Annotated in this window: 16 protein-coding genes; 12 read left to right on the top strand and 4 right to left on the bottom strand. The window is 69.5% G+C overall.

Annotated features, from left to right (window positions below):
* Positions 1–23: 23 nt before the first annotated feature.
* A complete protein-coding gene (locus A4W93_RS10170; RefSeq protein ID WP_085750498.1) occupies positions 24–1,691 on the bottom strand; it encodes a hypothetical protein in 1,668 nt (555 codons plus the stop codon).
* A 408-nt stretch (positions 1,692–2,099) separates the two neighbouring features.
* On the bottom strand, positions 2,100–3,434 hold the full coding sequence (locus A4W93_RS10165) for a sigma-54 dependent transcriptional regulator (protein WP_085750497.1): 1,335 nt from the start codon (positions 3,432–3,434) through the stop codon (positions 2,100–2,102).
* A gap of 350 nt (positions 3,435–3,784) precedes the next feature.
* On the opposite strand from A4W93_RS10165, the gene A4W93_RS10160 reads away from it, so the two are divergent.
* From A4W93_RS10160 to A4W93_RS29610, 3 genes are all read left to right on the top strand, one after another.
* Positions 3,785–3,982: a hypothetical protein gene (locus tag A4W93_RS10160; protein ID WP_085750496.1), complete on the top strand. Its 198-nt coding sequence runs from the start codon at positions 3,785–3,787 to the stop codon at positions 3,980–3,982.
* Positions 3,983–4,094: 112 nt separating this feature from the next.
* Complete coding sequence (locus A4W93_RS10155; RefSeq protein WP_157131628.1) at positions 4,095–4,298, top strand: hypothetical protein; 204 nt, start codon at positions 4,095–4,097, stop codon at positions 4,296–4,298.
* Positions 4,299–4,316: 18 nt separating this feature from the next.
* Positions 4,317–4,454: a hypothetical protein gene (locus A4W93_RS29610; RefSeq protein ID WP_157131627.1), complete on the top strand. Its 138-nt coding sequence runs from the start codon at positions 4,317–4,319 to the stop codon at positions 4,452–4,454.
* 14 nt (positions 4,455–4,468) lie between these two features.
* Here A4W93_RS29610 and A4W93_RS10150 read toward each other — a convergent pair whose 3' ends face one another.
* A complete protein-coding gene (locus A4W93_RS10150) occupies positions 4,469–5,530 on the bottom strand; it encodes a cell division protein FtsZ (RefSeq protein WP_085750494.1) in 1,062 nt (353 codons plus the stop codon).
* A gap of 13 nt (positions 5,531–5,543) precedes the next feature.
* A complete protein-coding gene (smc, locus tag A4W93_RS10145; RefSeq protein ID WP_085750493.1) occupies positions 5,544–9,059 on the bottom strand; it encodes a chromosome segregation protein SMC in 3,516 nt (1,171 codons plus the stop codon).
* Positions 9,060–9,227: 168 nt separating this feature from the next.
* On the opposite strand from smc, the gene queF reads away from it, so the two are divergent.
* The 9 genes from queF (at position 9,228) to prmB (ending at position 17,558) form a co-directional block, all read left to right on the top strand.
* Positions 9,228–9,716: a preQ(1) synthase gene (queF, locus tag A4W93_RS10140; RefSeq protein WP_085754114.1), complete on the top strand. Its 489-nt coding sequence runs from the start codon at positions 9,228–9,230 to the stop codon at positions 9,714–9,716.
* A gap of 103 nt (positions 9,717–9,819) precedes the next feature.
* On the top strand, positions 9,820–10,377 hold the full coding sequence (locus A4W93_RS10135; RefSeq protein ID WP_085750492.1) for an NADPH-dependent FMN reductase: 558 nt from the start codon (positions 9,820–9,822) through the stop codon (positions 10,375–10,377).
* 55 nt (positions 10,378–10,432) lie between these two features.
* Positions 10,433–10,813, top strand: coding sequence for an SET domain-containing protein (locus A4W93_RS10130; RefSeq protein ID WP_237357744.1), 381 nt, complete (start codon positions 10,433–10,435; stop codon positions 10,811–10,813).
* 91 nt (positions 10,814–10,904) lie between these two features.
* Positions 10,905–12,101, top strand: coding sequence for a glycerophosphodiester phosphodiesterase (locus A4W93_RS10125; RefSeq protein WP_085750490.1), 1,197 nt, complete (start codon positions 10,905–10,907; stop codon positions 12,099–12,101).
* 60 nt (positions 12,102–12,161) lie between these two features.
* Positions 12,162–13,355, top strand: coding sequence for a succinyldiaminopimelate transaminase (gene dapC, locus A4W93_RS10120; RefSeq protein WP_085750489.1), 1,194 nt, complete (start codon positions 12,162–12,164; stop codon positions 13,353–13,355).
* A gap of 13 nt (positions 13,356–13,368) precedes the next feature.
* Entirely contained in the window at positions 13,369–14,190 is an 822-nt protein-coding gene (gene dapD, locus A4W93_RS10115) for a 2,3,4,5-tetrahydropyridine-2,6-dicarboxylate N-succinyltransferase (RefSeq protein ID WP_085750488.1), read from the top strand.
* A gap of 107 nt (positions 14,191–14,297) precedes the next feature.
* The gene (locus A4W93_RS10110) at positions 14,298–15,497 is read left to right on the top strand and encodes a PilT/PilU family type 4a pilus ATPase (protein WP_174694884.1); all 1,200 of its coding nucleotides are present in this window, start codon (positions 14,298–14,300) and stop codon (positions 15,495–15,497) included.
* A 31-nt stretch (positions 15,498–15,528) separates the two neighbouring features.
* Positions 15,529–16,674, top strand: coding sequence for a succinyl-diaminopimelate desuccinylase (gene dapE, locus A4W93_RS10105; protein ID WP_085750486.1), 1,146 nt, complete (start codon positions 15,529–15,531; stop codon positions 16,672–16,674).
* Positions 16,671–17,558, top strand: a complete 888-nt coding sequence (gene prmB, locus A4W93_RS10100) for a 50S ribosomal protein L3 N(5)-glutamine methyltransferase (RefSeq protein ID WP_085750485.1) — start codon at positions 16,671–16,673, stop codon at positions 17,556–17,558. Before dapE ends, prmB begins: the two co-directional genes overlap by 4 nt.
* Position 17,559: the final 1 nt, after the last annotated feature.

Raw genomic sequence — 17,559 nt, 5'->3', positions numbered from 1 at the left:
CCTCCAGGGCGCCGCGTTTCCACTCACCTGCCGACACCCAGGTTGGCCTGCACGTTCACGCTCTGCTGCGTGAGCGCCGCGATGCCGGTGTTCTGGCTGATGACCAGAATGCCGGCGGCCGACTGCGCCGTGCCCGTCATGGTGTTGGACATGTTGAACGTGCCGGCATTGGCCATGGCCGTGCCGCCCGCGCCGCCCGCACCACCCGTGGCACCGTTGCCGGTCCCGCCGGAGCCTGCACCACCCGTGCCGCCCGCACCGCCACCGCCGTTGCCGCCGGCCGCGCCAGCCGCACCGGTCGCGCCGTTGCCGGCCGTCGCGCTGCCATTGGTCGCCGCGGTCGATGCATCGCCGTTGGTCGCGCTGCCGCCACCGCCGCCACCGCCGGCCGTGTTGGTGGCCGTGCCACCCGCGCCGCCCGAACTGGTGGCCGCCCCGCCGGTACCGGTCGCCGCGCCGCCGGTCGACGACGCCGTGCCGGTGTTGGAGCCGCTGGTCGATGTGGCGGCACCACTGGTGCCCGCCCCGCCGCTGGCGGTCGCCGAGCCCGAGGCCGCACCGCCCGTGCCGGTCGAAGTGCCGGTGGCCGCGCCGCCGGTGTTCGACGCCGTGTTGGACGATCCGCTGCTCGACGTGCCCGTGCCGGAGCCGGCGCCGCCGGTGCCCGTGACGGCCCCGCCGCTGCCTGCGCCGCCGGTGCTGCTGCCGCCTGCGCCACCGCCGCCGCCAGGTTCACCCCCGGCGCCACCGTTGGAACTGCCGGCCGATCCGCCCTTGCCCGCGCTCGCGCCCAGGGCGCCGCCCCCACTGCCCTTGCCCGCAGCGGCCGCGCCGCTGCCTGCCTTCTGGCCGGAGGCGGACAGGCCGCCGAGTGCCGCGACACCCGACTTCGCATCGCCGCCGCTGTTCTTGTCGTACGCGCCGGCGTCACCACCACCCGCCTTGCTGCCCGAGTCCGCACTGCCCGTCTTCTGGGCATTGCCGGCGACCGCGCCGCCACCCGCCGTCTTGGTGTCGCCACCGTAGGCCTTCGCGTCGCCGCCGTTGGCGCCCGTCGCGCCCTTGGCGTCGCCGCCCGAGCCGCCATGGCCGGCCTTCGCGCCGCCGTTCCAGGCGTCACCGGCCGTCGCGCTGCCGTTCTTCGCCGAACCGCCGCTGCCGCCGCTGCCACCGTCGCCGCCGTTGCCCGCGTCGCCGCCGGTGCCGCCGGAGCCCTTGCCACCGTAGCCCTTGCCGCCGTAGCCGTCGCCGCCGACGCCGCCCTTGCCACCGTTCGCATCGCCCTTGTTCGTGGCGACGTTGCCGATGCCGGACACGGTGATGCCGGAGACCGAGCCGTGCAGCTTGCTGACGGCCACCGCCTTGCTCGAGTTGAAGGCGTTCGACAGGTTCGACGTGGCCGTCGAGCCGTTGTTCGCGGCGGCGGTGCCCCAGCCGGAGGCGCTGGCCTTGCCGCTGTTGTCGCGGTTGTCGCCGGTGCTCTTGTTGTTCTTGTGGTCGGAGTTGTTGGAGTTGTCCGAATTGTTGGAGTTGTCCGTCTTGGTGGCCGTGGCCGTGACGGTGACGTTCGTGTTCAGGGTCTGGTTCGCGTTGGAACCGTCATCGGCTGCCGGCCCGAAGCCGCTGGTCACGGCCCAGGCCGAACTTCCGAAGGCCAGAGCGAGTGCAGACACCAGTAAGGTTTTCGTCATGAAATTCTCCTCAGTAGGGTTTGGTTTGTCCGAACATCTGGATTTGGCTTGGCGCGCCAATCCGCACGATTCATTGCACGAACAGGACCATCGGGAGGTGTGCGAGCGCAAGCTCTTGATTCACAAGGGTTTCGGGCCGCCCGTCCGTGCCGTGCATCACGAAATGGCCCGGGTTTCCGCGGTCGGGTGTCACACGGATGTGACGCCACATCCCGCCAGATTCACGCCGCCCTATCCCGGTCGAACCCCGCCAGCCGGTTGTCGGACCTGTCCTACGGCCCGCCGCGGCGACCGTCGTCCGGCGTCACACCCCTGAGACACCCTTCCGGGTGGCGAACACACAGGCGTTCACCGGAGGCCTCGCGGCATCCCCAAAAAAAACAGTTGCAGTTCGGAGAGAACCGGAGGTCAGTTCGAGATGCGGTGCTTCGCCATGAGGCGATAGAGCGTCATGCGCGAGACGCCCAGCTGCCGCGCGGCCCGCGTGACGTTGCTGCCGGCGCTCTGCAGGCTCATGTACACCGCGAGGCGTTCCGCCTCGGTGCGCGCCTCGTCCAGCGCGTCGTGCGAGGGGGCGTCGAGGTGCTCCTCGAGCCCGAGGTCCATCGGCGTGATGAGGCGGCCCTCGCCCATCACCATCGCGCGACGCACCCGGTTGACGAGCTCGCGGACGTTGCCGGGCCACTCGTGCGTCTCCATCGCGAGCAGCGCGCGGCGGCTGAACCCCCTGAGTCGGGGGCTCTTGTCGTGCGCGAACTTCTTGAAGCAGTGTTGTGCCAGCAATGCGACATCGGACTTGCGCTCGCGCAGCGGCGGCACGTGCAGCGGCAGCACGTTGAGGCGGTAGAACAGGTCCTCGCGGAACTCGCCGGCCGTCACGGCCTTCTCGAGGTCCGCGTTGGTGGCCGCGATCACGCGCACGTCCACGCGGATGTTGCGGGTGGAGCCGATGCGGCTGATGGTCATCTCCTGCAGGAAACGCAGCAGGTTGATCTGCAGGTCGGGCGACACCGTGCCGATCTCGTCGAGGAAGACCGTGCCGCCGCTCGCGGCCTCGATCAGGCCGCGCTCGTCGCGCGAGGCGCCGGTGAACGAGCCCTTCGTGTGGCCGAACAGCTCCGACTGGATCAGCGACGGGTGGATGGCCCCGCAGTTCACCGGCACGAACGGACCGTTCGCACGGTTCGACTGCTGGTGGATGGCCTGGGCCGCCAGCTCCTTGCCGCTGCCGCTCTCGCCGCGGATCAGCACGGGGGCATCGACCTTCGCGATGCGCCGGATCTGCCACAGCAGGTTCTTGATGGGGGCGCTCTGGCCCACGATGGGGCCGTCGAGGTTGCCGCCCGCGGCCGTGTCGTCGGCCTGGCGCAGCGCCGCGTGGCCGTAGGCGTGCCCGAGCGTCTGGCTCAGGTGGGTGGCCGACACGGGCTGGGTGTGGTGGTCGAAGAAGTGGTCGAGGATGAGCTCGCGGCACGCCGGCCGTGCGAGCGCGTGCAGCTCGAACACGCCGACCCACTCGAGCCCGTTGTGCGTCTGCAGGAACGTGTGCAGGTCCTCCAGGGCCTCGTCGGAGAACTCGTGCGTGATCAGCAGCCCGACGAGGTACCGGTGCTGGTGCAGCAGCCGGTGCGCCGACTTGAGGTCGGCCGCGACGGCCACGTCCCAGCCCGCGTCCCGGAGGTGGTCGCACACCCGGGCATCGTCGTGTCGGGGCACGACGCACAGGATCTTTCGCTCGCCCATACCGCTTGCTCCCCAGAGGCACTGCTGGACCCGACTCCCCGTGCGGGCCTGCGCCTTTCGCCTTCTCTCGACACGAACGGCCGCCCCGGGCCTTGCCATCCGGCCCGCCCGGGTGTGTCCCCGGGGCTGCCGCGCCGTTCGATCGTTCCGCTGGTTGTCCCCGGTGTGTTCTCGGCCCGCGACCGTTTCGTGACGGCGCGGCGGTGACGGGATTCTGCGAGCCTGCACTCGCCTCGCGTCCCCCGCGAACGGGGGTGTGGCCGGAACGCCGAATCCCCCCGAACGCGTGTTCCGCGCGTCATGCGCGGATCGCAGAATTCAAGCACACCCGCACCACGGAGGACAAACAAATGGATGCCCACTACCTGCCCGCATTCGACCAAGCCATGCAGTTCCTGTTCGAGCGTCATGGCAATTCGATCAGCGAAGACCTCGTCCAGGCCTACTGCGCCTGCGGCTACCTCCGCGATGCCGACGGCGTGCTGACCCTCACCGACCGCGGCCGCGCCGAGCTGCGCCGCCGCCGCCAGGCCACGGCTGTCAGTTGAAGCGGGACTGGTGTCGGACATTCCCGACACCACGCCGCGGGCACACCCTACGCACGCGGCTCGAAAGGCCTCCCAGACTGTGGTCCCGGACGTTCAACTCAGGGAGCAGTACATGAGTGATCGCACCAACTGGCACGAGTCGACCATTCCGATGGACGGGCAACAGATGCTCGTCCGCACCCGCCACCTGCCCGACGGGTGGGACTGGCAGGTTCGACTGGGAGACGAATGCGTGAGCAACAGCAGCGGCCTCGCCGACACCCAGGAACGCGCCATCTCGGCCGCGATCCACGAGGCGGCCGCACGGGCGATCTGACCGCGAGGCCTCGCCACCATGAGCCGCCGCCACGAACCTCCGCCACCCGGCCGTCCCGAGCCGGGTGAACTGCCCGTCGAACCCGACCAGGGTGCGATCCCGCCGCCGGGGGAGGAAGAGGACGAGCAGCAGGAGAAGACCCCGGCGCCCACCTGAGCACGCGGGTCAGGTCAACTGAACAGCCGCCGCGCCGCCGGCGACCCGGCCGCCAGGTCCCGCGTGGCCAGCGCCTCGTACAGGCGCCCCAGTTCACCCCCGATGGCCGCGAAGCCCTGCGGGCTCAGCGGGTGGCCGTTGTCGTCGACCACGGCCGCGTCCATCCCGAGCGACAGGGCCTGCGCGCTCGCCTGCCAGGCGGCGAACGGGTAGGAGGCCGCATCGGTCTGGGGCACGTCGAAGCTCAGCGTCACGTCGCGCACGGCGGCCTGGTTCGGGTCGTCGGCCAGCGCGGCCTGGGCGTCGTAGCTCAGCACCAGCACCGGAGGCGCGCCGTCCTCGGCCGCGGGCAGCACCATGCGGCCGGGCACCGCACCGGCGATGAAGCCGTGGCGGGCGGCGTGCTGCTGGATGTAGCCCACGCTCCAGGCGGCCTGGCGCGCGTTCAGGTGCACGGCGAGCTGCGCGTCGTGCTGGCTCGCGAAGCCGTCCAGCTCGCGGGCACGGCCCACGATGTCGAGCATGTCGGGAAAATCGACCAGCGCGCCCACCAGCTCGGCGAAGCCCTGCACCTTCTGCACGAACTCGGAGAACTCGATCTCGTTGAGCCCGCCGGTGCGGTTGGCCAGCTGCACGCCGGCCTGGAACTCGCGGTAGCGGCGGCCCGGCTGGGGCATCTCCCACTCGCCGTTCTCGACGTTGAGGCCCTCGATCAGGAACGGCTTCGTGCCGGCGCGGCGCGTGGGCGGCAGGTGCGACAGCGCCATGTCGCCGCTCACGGGCGCCTCCACCGTCAGCGAGGCGATGCCGTCGATCAGCGCGTCGATGCGGGCGCTGGAACGACGCGGCATCAGCAGCTGCGGTTCGGGCCGGTGGTCCTCGCTGTCGCCGAAGCCGGGTTCGGTGCGTTCGGCGGGCACGTCGCCCATCACCGGCTCGCGCGCCTCGGCCGGGGCCTGCACGGGAGCCGACGGCCGACGGGGCCCCGCCTTGCGGGCCTGCCAGGCGCCGTGCGCCACCACGCCCGCGAGCACCACACCGCCGACACACGCCAGCGCAATCGTCAAGTTGTCCATCGAACTTCGATCCTCAGGCGGCCTGGACCATGCCCACGGCCGCTTCCATGTCGACCGCGACGATGCGCGAGACACCCTGCTCCTGCATGGTGACGCCGATGAGCTGCTCGGCCATCTCCATCGCGATCTTGTTGTGGCTGATGAACAGGAACTGCGTGCCGGAGGACATGGTCTTCACGAGCTTCGCGTAGCGTTCGGTGTTCGCGTCGTCGAGCGGGGCGTCCACCTCGTCCAGCAGGCAGAACGGCGCCGGGTTCAGCTGGAAGATGGCGAACACGAGCGCGATGGCCGTGAGCGCCTTCTCGCCGCCCGACAGCAGGTGGATGGTGCTGTTCTTCTTGCCCGGGGGCTGCGCCATCACCTGCACGCCGGCGTCGAGGATCTCGTCGCCCGTCATGATGAGCTTCGCGTTGCCCCCGCCGAACAGGCTCGGGAACATGCGGCCGAACCCTTCGTTGACCTGGTTGAACGTGGCCATCAGCAGGTCGCGCGTCTCGAGGTCGATCTTGTGGATCGCGTTCTCGAGTGTGTTGATGGCCTCGGTCAGGTCGGCGTTCTGCGCATCGAGGAAGGTCTTGCGTTCGCGCGACGACGTGAGTTCGTCGAGCGCCGCGAGGTTCACCGCGCCGAGCGCGTTGATCTCGCGGCCGATGCGGTCGATCTCGCCCTGCAGGCCGTAGAGCTTCACGCCGTTCTCGGAGATGTTCTGCTCGAGCGCGGCGAGGTCCACCTCGGCCGCGGTGAGCTGCTCCATGTACTGGGCGCCGCCCAGCTGCGCGGCCTGCTCTTCCAGCTGCAGCTTCGTGATGCGGTCGCGCAGCGGCTGCAGGCTCTGCTCGTGCGACAGGCGCTGCTCGTCGAGCTTACGAAGTCGCAGCGTCAGGTCGTCGTATTCGCTGCGCTTGGCGCCGAGGGCCGACTCCCGGTCCAGGCGCACGGCGAGCGCGGCCTCCAGGCCCACCTGGGCCGAGGCGTCGGTCAGGCGGCCCAGTTCCTCGCGCAGCTGCGCCTCGGTCTGCGCATTGCCCTGCACCTGCTGGGCGGACGTCTCGAGGCTGCGCTGCAGCTCGCCGCGGCGGGCGGCCAGCGCCCGCGAGGCGAACTGCGCTTCCTGGGCCTGGCGTTCGAGGGAACGCAGCTGCTCGCGCGCATCGGCCAAGCGGCGCTCGGCGGCGATCACGCCCTCCTCCAGCTCGGCGTGGCGCTCCTGCGTGGTGGCGAGCTGCATGTCGAGTTCCTCGAACCGCGCCTCGCCCGTGGCGCGGCGCTCGTGCAGTTCCTCGAGCTGCGCGTCGATCTCGCCCAGTTCCTCGTCGAGCTGGCCCCGGCGCGCGCTGGTCTGTTCGGCCTGCTGCGACAGGCGCAGCAGTTCCACCTGCATCTGGTGGGCCTTCGTCTGCGTCTCGCCGGCCTCGCGGCGTGCGGTGACGAGGCGCTGGGACGCATCGGTGTACGCGGCCTCGGCCCGCACCAGGCTGCCTCGGCTCTCCTCGGCGATCAGGGTCTGCGCCCGGAGCTCGCGCTCCAGGTTCTCGATCTCCTGCGCGCGGGCGAGCATGCCGGCCTGCTCCGAGTCGGGCGCGTAGAACGCGACCGAGAACTGGCCCACGGCATGGCCCTCGCGGGTCATGATCATCTCGCCGTGGGTGAGCTTGTCGCGCGCGGCCATGGCCTCGTCGATGCTGCCGGCGGTGTAGACACCTTCGAGCCAGTCGTTGAGCAACGCCTTCAGGCCCGCGTCACCCAGGCGCAGCAGGTCCGACAGGCGGGGCAGCGTCTGGTGGGTGTTGGCGATGGCGCCCTGCGGCGGGCTGTAGAAGGCGAGCTTGGCCGGCGGCGCGTCGAGCGCGAAGGCGCGCACCGTCTCCAGGCGGCCCACCTCCAGCGCGCTGAGCTTCTCGCGCAGGGCCGATTCCAGCGCGGTCTCCCAGCCGGTCTCGATGTGCACCTTCTTCCACAGGCCCTGCATGTCCTCGAGGCCGTGTTTCGCGAGCCAGGGCTTGAGCTTGCCCTCGGTCTGCACCTTCTCCTGCAGTGCGCGCAGCGCGTCGAGGCGCGCGCTGAGGTCGGACTGCTTCGCGGTGTCGGCGTTGACCTGCTCCTGCTTCGTGCGGCGGTCGTCGTCGAGCGCGGGCACGTGTTCGGTGAGTTCGTGCAGGCGTTCGTCGGCGACGGCACGGGCTTCCTCGGCGACGGCGAACTGCGCCTTGAGGTCGCCCAGGCGGTCGAGGTCGGGCACGGCGAGCTGGCGGCGTTCGGTGTCGAGCTTCTCGCGGCGCTGCTGGAACTGCCGGTTCTGGTCCTCGATGTTGCGGCTGTCGGCCGCGAGCACCTGGATCTGCTGCTGCACGCCGGCCACGGCGGTGCGCTGCTCGTTGCTGCGGTTCTGCGCGGTGCGCACCGCGTCTTCCACGGCGGGCAGGTTGCCGGCCTGTTCCTCGGCCTGCGCGGCGAGCACCTCGCTCTGCTCGTCGGCACCGGCGATCTGGCCGGCGATGGTCTCGAGTTCTTCCTCGGCCTGCGCCTGGCGTTCCGCCCAGGTCTCGTTCTGCACCTTGAGTTCGACGAGGCGCTGCTCCACGCGCTGCCGTCCCTCGACGACGTAGCGGATGCGTTCTTCCAGGCGGCTGACTTCCAGCGCGGCTTCGGCGAGCGCACCCTGGGCCGCGTGCAGCTCGTCGCTCGCGGCGTAGTGGGCCTGGCGCACGGTTTCGAGTTCGGCCTCGCCGTGGCGCAGCTCGGCGGTGCGCGCTTCCAGCGCGTTGGTGGCCTCGAGCACGTCGCGGCGCACGCGCTCCTGCTCGCTCGCGGCGTCGCGGTGCTTCAGGAACCACAGCTGGTGCAGCTTCAGCGTGCCGGCTTCCTGCAGGCCGCGGTATTTCGTGGCGACCTCGGCCTGCTTCTCGAGCTTCTCGAGGTTGCTGCCCAACTCGCGGAGGATGTCCTCGACGCGGGTGAGGTTCTCGCGGGTGTCCTTCAGCCGGTTCTCGGTCTCGCGCCGGCGTTCCTTGTACTTGGACACGCCCGCGGCTTCCTCGAGGAACAGGCGCAGCTCCTCCGGCTTGCTCTCGATGATGCGGCTGATGGTGCCCTGGCCGATGATGGCGTAGGCGCGCGGCCCGAGGCCCGTGCCGAGGAACACGTCCTGCACGTCGCGGCGGCGCACGGGCTGGTTGTTGATGAAGTAGCTGCTGGTGCCGTCGCGCGTGAGCACGCGGCGCACGGCGATCTCGGTGAACTGGTTCCACTGGCCGCCGGCGCGGGCGTCCTCGTTGCTGAACACCAGTTCGACGCTGGCGCGGCTCGCGCCCTTGCGGTTGCCCGAGCCGCTGAAGATCACGTCCTGCATCGACTCGCCGCGCAGTTCGCTGGCCTTCGATTCGCCGAGCACCCAGCGCACCGCGTCCATGATGTTGGACTTGCCGCAGCCGTTCGGCCCCACCACCCCCACCAGCTGGCCCGGCAACTGGAAATGCGTGGGCTCGGCAAACGACTTGAAGCCCGAGAGCTTGATGGAGTTCAGACGCATGGGAGGTTTGGCCCTTGGACAAGGGCGGCCTGGACCGCCGAATTTCCAGCTAAGTGCTTGATTTATCTGACAAAATTATCCGACGGCGGAGCGTCCGGCGAGGGGCGATGATACCATCGGCCCTCCCGCAAAACCCCGTCCCGACCCGACCGATCCGCCATGGCCAAGATGTCCTCCAAAGTCGCCCCGCCCAAGAACAAGTCCGCCGCGGCCGTGGGCCACCGCGAGAAGCCGGCCACGCCCCCGAGCGCGCCCAGCAAGCAGCTCGACGTGTTCGCGAACCCCACCCCGAAGCGCGACTACGCGATCCAGTTCCAGGTGCCCGAGTTCACCTGCCACTGCCCGCTGACCGGCCAGCCCGACTTCGCCCACTTCACGATCGACATGATCGCGGACAAGCTGTGCGTCGAGCTCAAGAGCCTGAAGATGTACATGTGGAGCTACCGCCACGAGGGCGCCTTCCACGAGAAGGTGACGAACGACATCCTCGACGACATCGTGCGCGCCACCGACCCGCGCTTCATCCGCATCACCGCGAAGTGGTACGTGCGCGGCGGCATCTACACGAACGTCGTGGCCGAGCACCGCAAGAAGGGCTGGAAGCCGCAGCCCGTGGTGGTGATGCCCGCCCACACCGTCGCCACCGGCCTGGCCTGACCCGGGCAAAGCCCTGCGGGCGCGCCGTGTTTGCGGCGGCCGATTGCGGACGGGCCGCCGTTGCATGAGGATGGCGGCTCCTCACCCGCAGAAGGACACGCCCATGGCCCCCCCTCGCAACGTCGCCGTCATCGTCGGCAGCCTCCGCAAGGCCTCGCTGAACCGCAAGCTCGCCCTGGCCATCGCGGCCCTGGCCCCGCCCACGCTGAAGCTGTCCATCGTGGAGATCGGCGACCTGCCGCTCTTCAACGAGGAGTGGGAGGCCAATCCGCCGAAGCCCGCCGCGGACTTCAAGGCCGCCATCCAGGCCGCCGACGCGGTGCTGTTCGTCACCCCCGAGTACAACCGCTCGGTGCCGGGCGCGCTGAAGAACGCGATCGACGTGGCCTCGCGCCCCTACGGCAAGAGCGCCTGGAGCGGCAAGCCGGGCGCCGTGATCAGCGCTTCGCCCGGGGCCATCGGCGGCTACGGGGCCAACCACCACTTGCGCCAGTCCTGCGTGTTCCTGAACATCCCGCTGCTGCCCCACGAGGCGTACATCGGGCAGGCGCACACCCTGTTCGACGACGCCGGAAACCTCAAGAACGATGGCACCAAGGATTTCCTCAATCAGTTCCTCGCCCGCTTCGGCCCCTGGATCGAAAGCAACCTCCCCAAGTGAGGCCGGCGAGCCGGCGCCGCGCCGGTGGCCGGCGTACCAGAAGTACGACGTCGACGTGCGCGCGAGCGCCATCGACGGCCAGGGTGTGTTCGCCGCCGAGCCCATCCCGCGCTGGACCAAGATCGGCGAGATCCGCGGGCAGTCGATCAGCGTGATCGAGGCCCGCATCCGCGCCACCCGCCACGAGCGGGTGATGATCGTGGAGATCTCGCCCGACAAGGCCATCGACTTCCACAAGTCGACCGACCCGATGCGCTACACGAACCACTCGTGCGACGCCAACGCCCGCCTGGCCGTGCAGAACGGGCGGGTCGAGTTCTACTCCCTCCGCGCCATCTCGCCGGGCGAGGAGATCACCGTGAGCTACGGCGAGACCCACCACGAGGGCCGGCTGGCCTGCCGGTGCGGCGCCCCGGGGTGTTCCGGGAAGCTCTGACGACACGTCCTGTCACGCGGAGGTCCATCCGCGTCACGACACCGTCACCGCGCGGGCCTAGGGTCCTCGTTTTCAACGAGGAGAACGTTCCATGCGCCTTTCCTTCCTCGGCCTGGCCCTGGCCTGCGCCGTCGCCTTCACCGCCCCGGCCTCGGCCCACGACCGCAGCCGCTTCGACAGCCCGCTCGTCGTCGGCCACCGCGGTGCGAGCGGCTACCTGCCCGAGCACACGCTCGAAAGCTACGCCCTGGCCATCGAGCTGGGTGCCGACTTCATCGAGCCCGACGTCGTCGCCACGAAGGACGGCCACCTGATCACGCGCCACGAGCCCAACATCACGAACACCACGGACGTGGCGAGCCGCCCCGAGTTCGCCTCGCGCCGCCGCACGGCCGTGGTCGACGGCGCCACCGAGGAAGGCTTCTTCGCCTCCGACTTCACCCTCGCCGAGATCCGCACGCTGCGCGCGAAGCAGCCGTTCGGAGACCGTCCGCAACAGTTCAACGGCAAGTTCGGCATCGCCACGCTCGAGGAAGTGGTGGAACTCGCCAAGCGCAAGGGCCGCGAAGCCGGCCGCACCGTGGGCGTCTACATCGAGACGAAGCACCCCACCTACCACCAGAAGCTGAACCTGGCGCTCGAACAGCGCATCCTCAACGTGCTGACCCGCGCGGGCTGGAACTACCGTGAAGCCCCGGTGTTCATCCAGTCGTTCGAACAGGCGAACCTGAAGCAGCTCAACAAGATGACCCGCGTCAAGCTGATCCAGCTGATCGACGCGAACGACGTGAAGCCCGACGGCTCGCTCGACTTCACCGCCCCGTACGACCGCCCGTACGACTGGACCGCCTCGGGCAACCCGGCCCTGCTCGCCCGCACCTTCGCGTACCTCACCACCGACGCCGGCCTGCGCGAGGTCAAGACCTACGCCGACGGCATCGGCCCGTGGAAGCGCTACATCGTCAGCACCGTCGTCGACCCGAACGGCACCGGCCCGGGCGAAGCCAAGCTGAAGCTGCTGCCCCCGACCGACCTGATCGCCCGCGCCCACAAGGCCGGCCTGCTGGTGCACGCCTACACCTTCCGCAACGAGCAGAGCCGCCTGCCGAGCGACTACGCCGGCAACCCGGTCAACGAGTACCTTCAGTACTTCGAGCTGGGCATCGACGGGCTGTTCTCGGACTTCGCGGACACGGCCGTGGCCGCCCGGGTGCTCCACAAGCTGAAGAACGAGCCGAAGTTCGGGGATTGCTTCACCGGCGAGGCGAAACCCTGGCAATGCGATTGACGGCCGGAGAAGCATCTTGAAACGCGCAGGCGGGGGGCGGAGTACCGGATAATCCCCCGGATGAACCCGCTGCTCTCCCGCCTGCACCCGTATCCGTTCGAACGCCTGCGCGTCCTCACGAAGGACATCACGCCGAACCCGGCGTACAAGCCCATCAGCCTCGGCATCGGCGAGCCCAAGCACGCCACGCCCCAGCTGATCAAGGATGCGCTGGTGGAAGGCCTGTCCGGCCTCGCCGTGTACCCGGCCACCGCGGGCGACCTCGCCCTGCGGGAAGCGATGGTGAACTGGATGCAGCGCCGGTACGGCATCGAGGTGGACGCGGCCACCGAGGTGCTGCCGGTCAACGGCTCCCGGGAAGCCCTGTTCGCGCTGGCGCAGACCGTCATCGACCCCACGAAGTCCAACGCCACGGTCGTCTGTCCCAACCCGTTCTACCAGATCTACGAAGGCGCGGCCCTGCTGGCCGGCGCCCGCACCCACTACGTCAACAGCGACCCGGCGCGCAACTTCGCGTCCGACTGGGCCGGCGTGCCCGAGGAAGTCTGGGCCGGCACCCAGCTCCTGTACGTCTGCTCGCCCGGCAACCCCACCGGCGCGGTGATGCCGCTCGAGGAGTGGAAGATGCTGTTCGAGCTGAGCGACCGCTTCGGCTTCGTGATCGCGTCCGACGAGTGCTACTCCGAGATCTACTTCCGCGAGGAAGCGCCGCTCGGTTCGCTGGAGGCCGCCGTCAAGCTCGGCCGCACCGGCTACCGCAACCTGATCGCGTTCACCAGCCTGTCCAAGCGCTCGAACGTGCCGGGCCTGCGCTCGGGCTTCGTGGCCGGCGACGCCACGCTGATCAAGCAGTTCCTGCTGTACCGCACGTACCACGGCAGCGCGATGGGCCCCATGGTGCAGCACGCCAGCATCACGGCCTGGAACGACGAGGCCCACGTCGTCGAGAACCGCGAGAAGTACCGCCGCAAGTTCGCCCAGGTCACCCCGGTGCTGTCCGAGGTGCTCGACGTGGCGCTGCCCGACGCCGGCTTCTACCTCTGGGCCGGCGTGCCGGGCGACGACGTCGCCTTCGCCCAGGGCCTGCTGGCTCAATACAATGTCGCCGTGTTGCCGGGCAGCCTGCTCGCCCGGGAAGCCCACGGCATCAACCCCGGCGCCGGGCGTGTCCGCCTGGCCCTCGTCGCCGAAGTCGACGAATGCCTGGAAGCCGCCCAGCGGCTCGCCGCCTTCGCCCGTTCCCTCGCCCTCTGATCACCGCATCACCATGACCAACCAGCTCCAATCCACCATCGAACTCGCCTGGGAAGCCCGCGCGTCCATCACCGCCGACAACAGCCCCGAGGTCCGCGCCGCCGTCGACACGGTGCTCGCCGACCTGAACAACGGCAAGCTGCGCGTCGCCGAGCGCCAGGGCGTGGGCCAGTGGACCGTCAACCAGTGGGTCAAGAAGGCCGTGCTGCTGTCGTTCCGCCTGAACGACAACAAGCTCATCGAGGCCGGCGGCCTGAGCTTCTTCGACAAGGTCAAGCCGAAGTTCGCGGACATGGACGAGGCCGAGATCCGCGCCACCGGCGTGCGCGTGGTGCCCCCGGCCGTGGCCCGCCACGGCTCGTACCTCGCGAAGAACGTCATCCTGATGCCGTCCTACGTGAACATCGGCGCCTACGTCGACGAAGGCACCATGGTCGACACGTGGGCCACCGTCGGCTCGTGCGCCCAGATCGGCAAGAACGTGCACCTTTCGGGCGGCGTCGGCATCGGCGGCGTGCTGGAGCCGCTGCAGGCCAACCCCACCATCATCGAGGACAACTGCTTCATCGGCGCCCGTTCCGAGATCGTCGAAGGCGTGATCGTCGAGGAGAACTCGGTGATCTCGATGGGTGTGTTCATCGGCCAGAGCACCAAGATCTACGACCGTGCCACCGGCGAAGTCACGTACGGCCGCGTGCCGGCGGGTTCGGTCGTCGTGGCCGGCAGCCTGCCGAGCGCCGACGGCAAGTACAGTCTGTACTGCGCGGTGATCGTCAAGCGCGTCGACGCGCAGACCCGCTCGAAGACCAGCATCAACGACCTGCTCCGCGCCTGACGCGCGGCGTGGCGCCGCCCGGGGAGCGGCGCCGCGGTTTCCCCAACCCGCCGGGCCCGCGCCCGGTGGTTCCGACCAGCCCGAGAAGATCTGAAACGAGGACAGCGATGGCAGCGACGAATGGCGGCAACATGGAGCGGGTGCTCCGCCTGATGGCGGAGAAACACGCCTCCGACGTGTACCTCTCGGCCAACACGCCGATCCTCATCAAGATCAACGGGCAGATCCTGCAGCTGAGCGACCAGCCGCTGAGCCCCGCGCAACCGCGCCAGCTGCTCGCCGAACTGCTGACCCCCACGCAGCTCGAAGACCTGGAAGACACCGGCGAGCTCAACATCGGCATCGGCCTGTCCGGTGTCGGCACGTTCCGCCTGAGCGCGTTCCGCCAGCGCGGCTCCATCGCCGCGGTGTTCCGGCACATCCCGCACGACATCCCGGCCCTGGGCAGCCTGAACCTGCCGCCCGTGCTGAACACGCTGGTGCTCGAGAAGCGCGGCCTGATCCTGCTCGTGGGCGCCACCGGCACCGGCAAGAGCACCACGCTCGCCGCGATGCTCGAGCAGCGCAACCAGCAGATGGCCGGCCACATCCTCACCATCGAGGACCCGATGGAGTTCGTGTTCACGAACAAGCGCTCGATGGTCAACCAGCGCGAGGTGGGCCGCGACACGCAATCCCTGCAGGTCGCGCTGAAGAACGCGCTGCGCCAGGCCCCCGACTGCATCTACATCGGCGAAATCCGCGACCGCGAGACCATGACCGCGGCCATCTCGTACTCGCTGTCGGGCCACCTCGTGCTGTCCACGCTGCACGCGAACAACAGCTACCACGCGCTCGGCCGGATCCTGTCGTTCTACTCGCCCGAGTCGCGTCCCGCGCTGCTGGCCGACCTGGCCTCGGGCCTGAAGGCCATCGTGTCGCAGCGCCTCGTGCGGGCGTCCGCCGGCGGCCGCATGCCGGCCGTCGAGGTGCTGCTGAACACCAAGCTCGTCGCCGAGTTCATCGAGAAGGGCGACTTCGGCGGTGTCAAGGAGTCGATGGAGAAGTCCCTCGCCGAAGGCTCGCAGACCTTCGAGGCCGAACTCGCCCGCCTGATCGGCGAAGGGTTCATCACGCGCGACGAAGGCCTCGCGTTCGCCGACTCGCCCACCAACCTGATGTGGCGCCTCGCGAACGACATGGAGCCGGTCTCGCGCCAGGCCCCGAAGAAGGAAGAGCCCGACGCCGACCAGCCCACGTTCACCGAGATCACGCTCGACGTGCCGGCCGACGAGGGCCGCGCGAGCGGCTTCGCCACGCGCTTCTGATTCCCTTTTTCCCTCTCCGCAGTCCCTCCCGATGTCCGCCACGCTGGAACTCACCGAAGCCCTGCTCGCCCGCGCCTCCGTCACGCCGGACGACGCCGGCTGCCAGGCCCTGATCGCCGACCGCCTGCGTCCGCTCGGGTTCACGTGCGAGACGGTCGAGAGCGGCCCCGACACCTTCCGCGTGACGAACCTGTGGGCCGTGCGCCGCGGCGCCCCCGGCAAGAAGCTGCTGATGTTCGCGGGCCACACCGACGTGGTGCCCACCGGCCCGCTCGCGCAGTGGTCCAGCGACCCCTTCGTGCCCACGCACCGCGGCGGCAAGCTGTACGCCCGCGGGGCGGCCGACATGAAAACGTCCATCGCCGCGATGGTGGTGGCCATCGAGGAGTTCGTCGCGGCCCGTGGCGACACCTGCGGCAGCATCGCGCTGCTGATCACCAGCGACGAGGAAGGCCCCGCCACCGACGGCACCGTCAAGCTGGTCGAACTGCTGCGCGAGCGCGGCGAACGCATCGACTACTGCATCGTGGGCGAACCCACGTCGGTCAACACGCTCGGCGACGTCATCAAGAACGGCCGGCGCGGTTCGCTGTCGGGCAAACTCACGGTCAAGGGCATCCAGGGCCACATCGCCTACCCGCAGCTCGCGAAGAACCCGATCCACCTCGCCGCGCCCGCGCTCGCCGAACTGGCCTCATTCGACTGGGACGCCGGCAACACCTACTTCCCCGCCACCAGCTGGCAGTGCTCCAACATCCACGCGGGCACCGGCGCCACCAACGTGATCCCCGGCGAGCTGGTCGTTGACTTCAACTTCCGCTTCTCCACCGAGTCCACGCCCGAGTCGCTGAAGGCCCGCGTGGTCGAGGTGCTCGACCGCCACGGCCTCGACCACCACATCGCGTGGACCCTCGGCGGCGAACCGTTCCTCACGCCCGTGGGCGACCTGAGCGACGCGATGACCGAGGCCATCCGCGCCGAGACGGGCTACAGCCCCGAGCTGTCCACCACCGGCGGCACGTCCGACGGCCGGTTCATCGCGAAGATCTGCCCGCAGGTCGTCGAGTTCGGCCCCATCAACGAAACCATCCACAAGATCGACGAACACGTCGACGTCGCAAGCATCGATCCGCTGAAGAACATCTACCGGCGGACCCTGGAGAACCTGCTGTCATGACCCTGATCGACTTCATCACCGCGCAAAGCGCCCGCCTGAAAGAGGCGGGCGTTTCGTTTGGGCACGGCACCACCAACGCCTTCGACGAGGCCGCCTGGCTCGTCACGTGGGCGCTGGGCATGCCGCTCGACGCCCTGGAAACCCAGGCCCAGCGCAACATCACGCCCGAAGAGTTCACGAAGGCCGACGACATCATCGCCCGCCGCATCGACTCGCGCCTGCCCGCCGCCTACATGACGAAACAGGCCTGGCTGCAGAACGTGCCGTTCTACGTGGACCAGCGCACCATCATCCCGCGCAGCTTCATCGCCGAACTGCTGGCCGACGGCGAAGGCGACGGCACGCTCGACGCGTGGCTGTCCGACAAGACGCATGCCGTGCTCGACCTGTGCACCGGCAACGGCAGCCTCGCCGTGATCGCCGCCATGGCCTATCCCGAGATCACGGTGGATGCCACCGACATCTCCGACGAGGCGCTGGCCGTGGCCCGCATCAACGTCGACCAGCACAAGCTCGGCAAGCGCATCACCCTCTTCAAGGGCGACCTGTTCGAGAAGGTGCGCGGCCCGTACGACCTGATCGTGTGCAACCCGCCGTACGTCAACGCCGACAGCATGGCCCACCTGCCCGACGAGTACCGCAAGGAGCCGGCCCTCGCGCTGGCCGGCGGCGATGACGGCATGGACCTCGTGCGCCGCATCCTGAAAGACGCGCCCGCGTACATGACCCGCGACGCCGTGCTCGTGCTCGAGATCGGCAACGAACGCGAGCATTTCGAGGCCGCGTTCCCGCGCCTCGAGGTGGCGTGGCTGGAAGCCAGCGCGGGCGCCGACCAGGTGCTGCTGGTCACGCGCGAGAGCCTGCTGCGGGCCGCCAGGAAGTAGG

Origin of the sequence: Piscinibacter gummiphilus, from assembly GCF_002116905.1 — a bacterium.
GTDB classification, from domain to species: domain Bacteria; phylum Pseudomonadota; class Gammaproteobacteria; order Burkholderiales; family Burkholderiaceae_C; genus Rhizobacter; species Rhizobacter gummiphilus.
The sequence above is the reverse complement of the archived record's forward strand: the minus strand, read 5'-3'. Positions and strand labels throughout refer to the sequence as shown.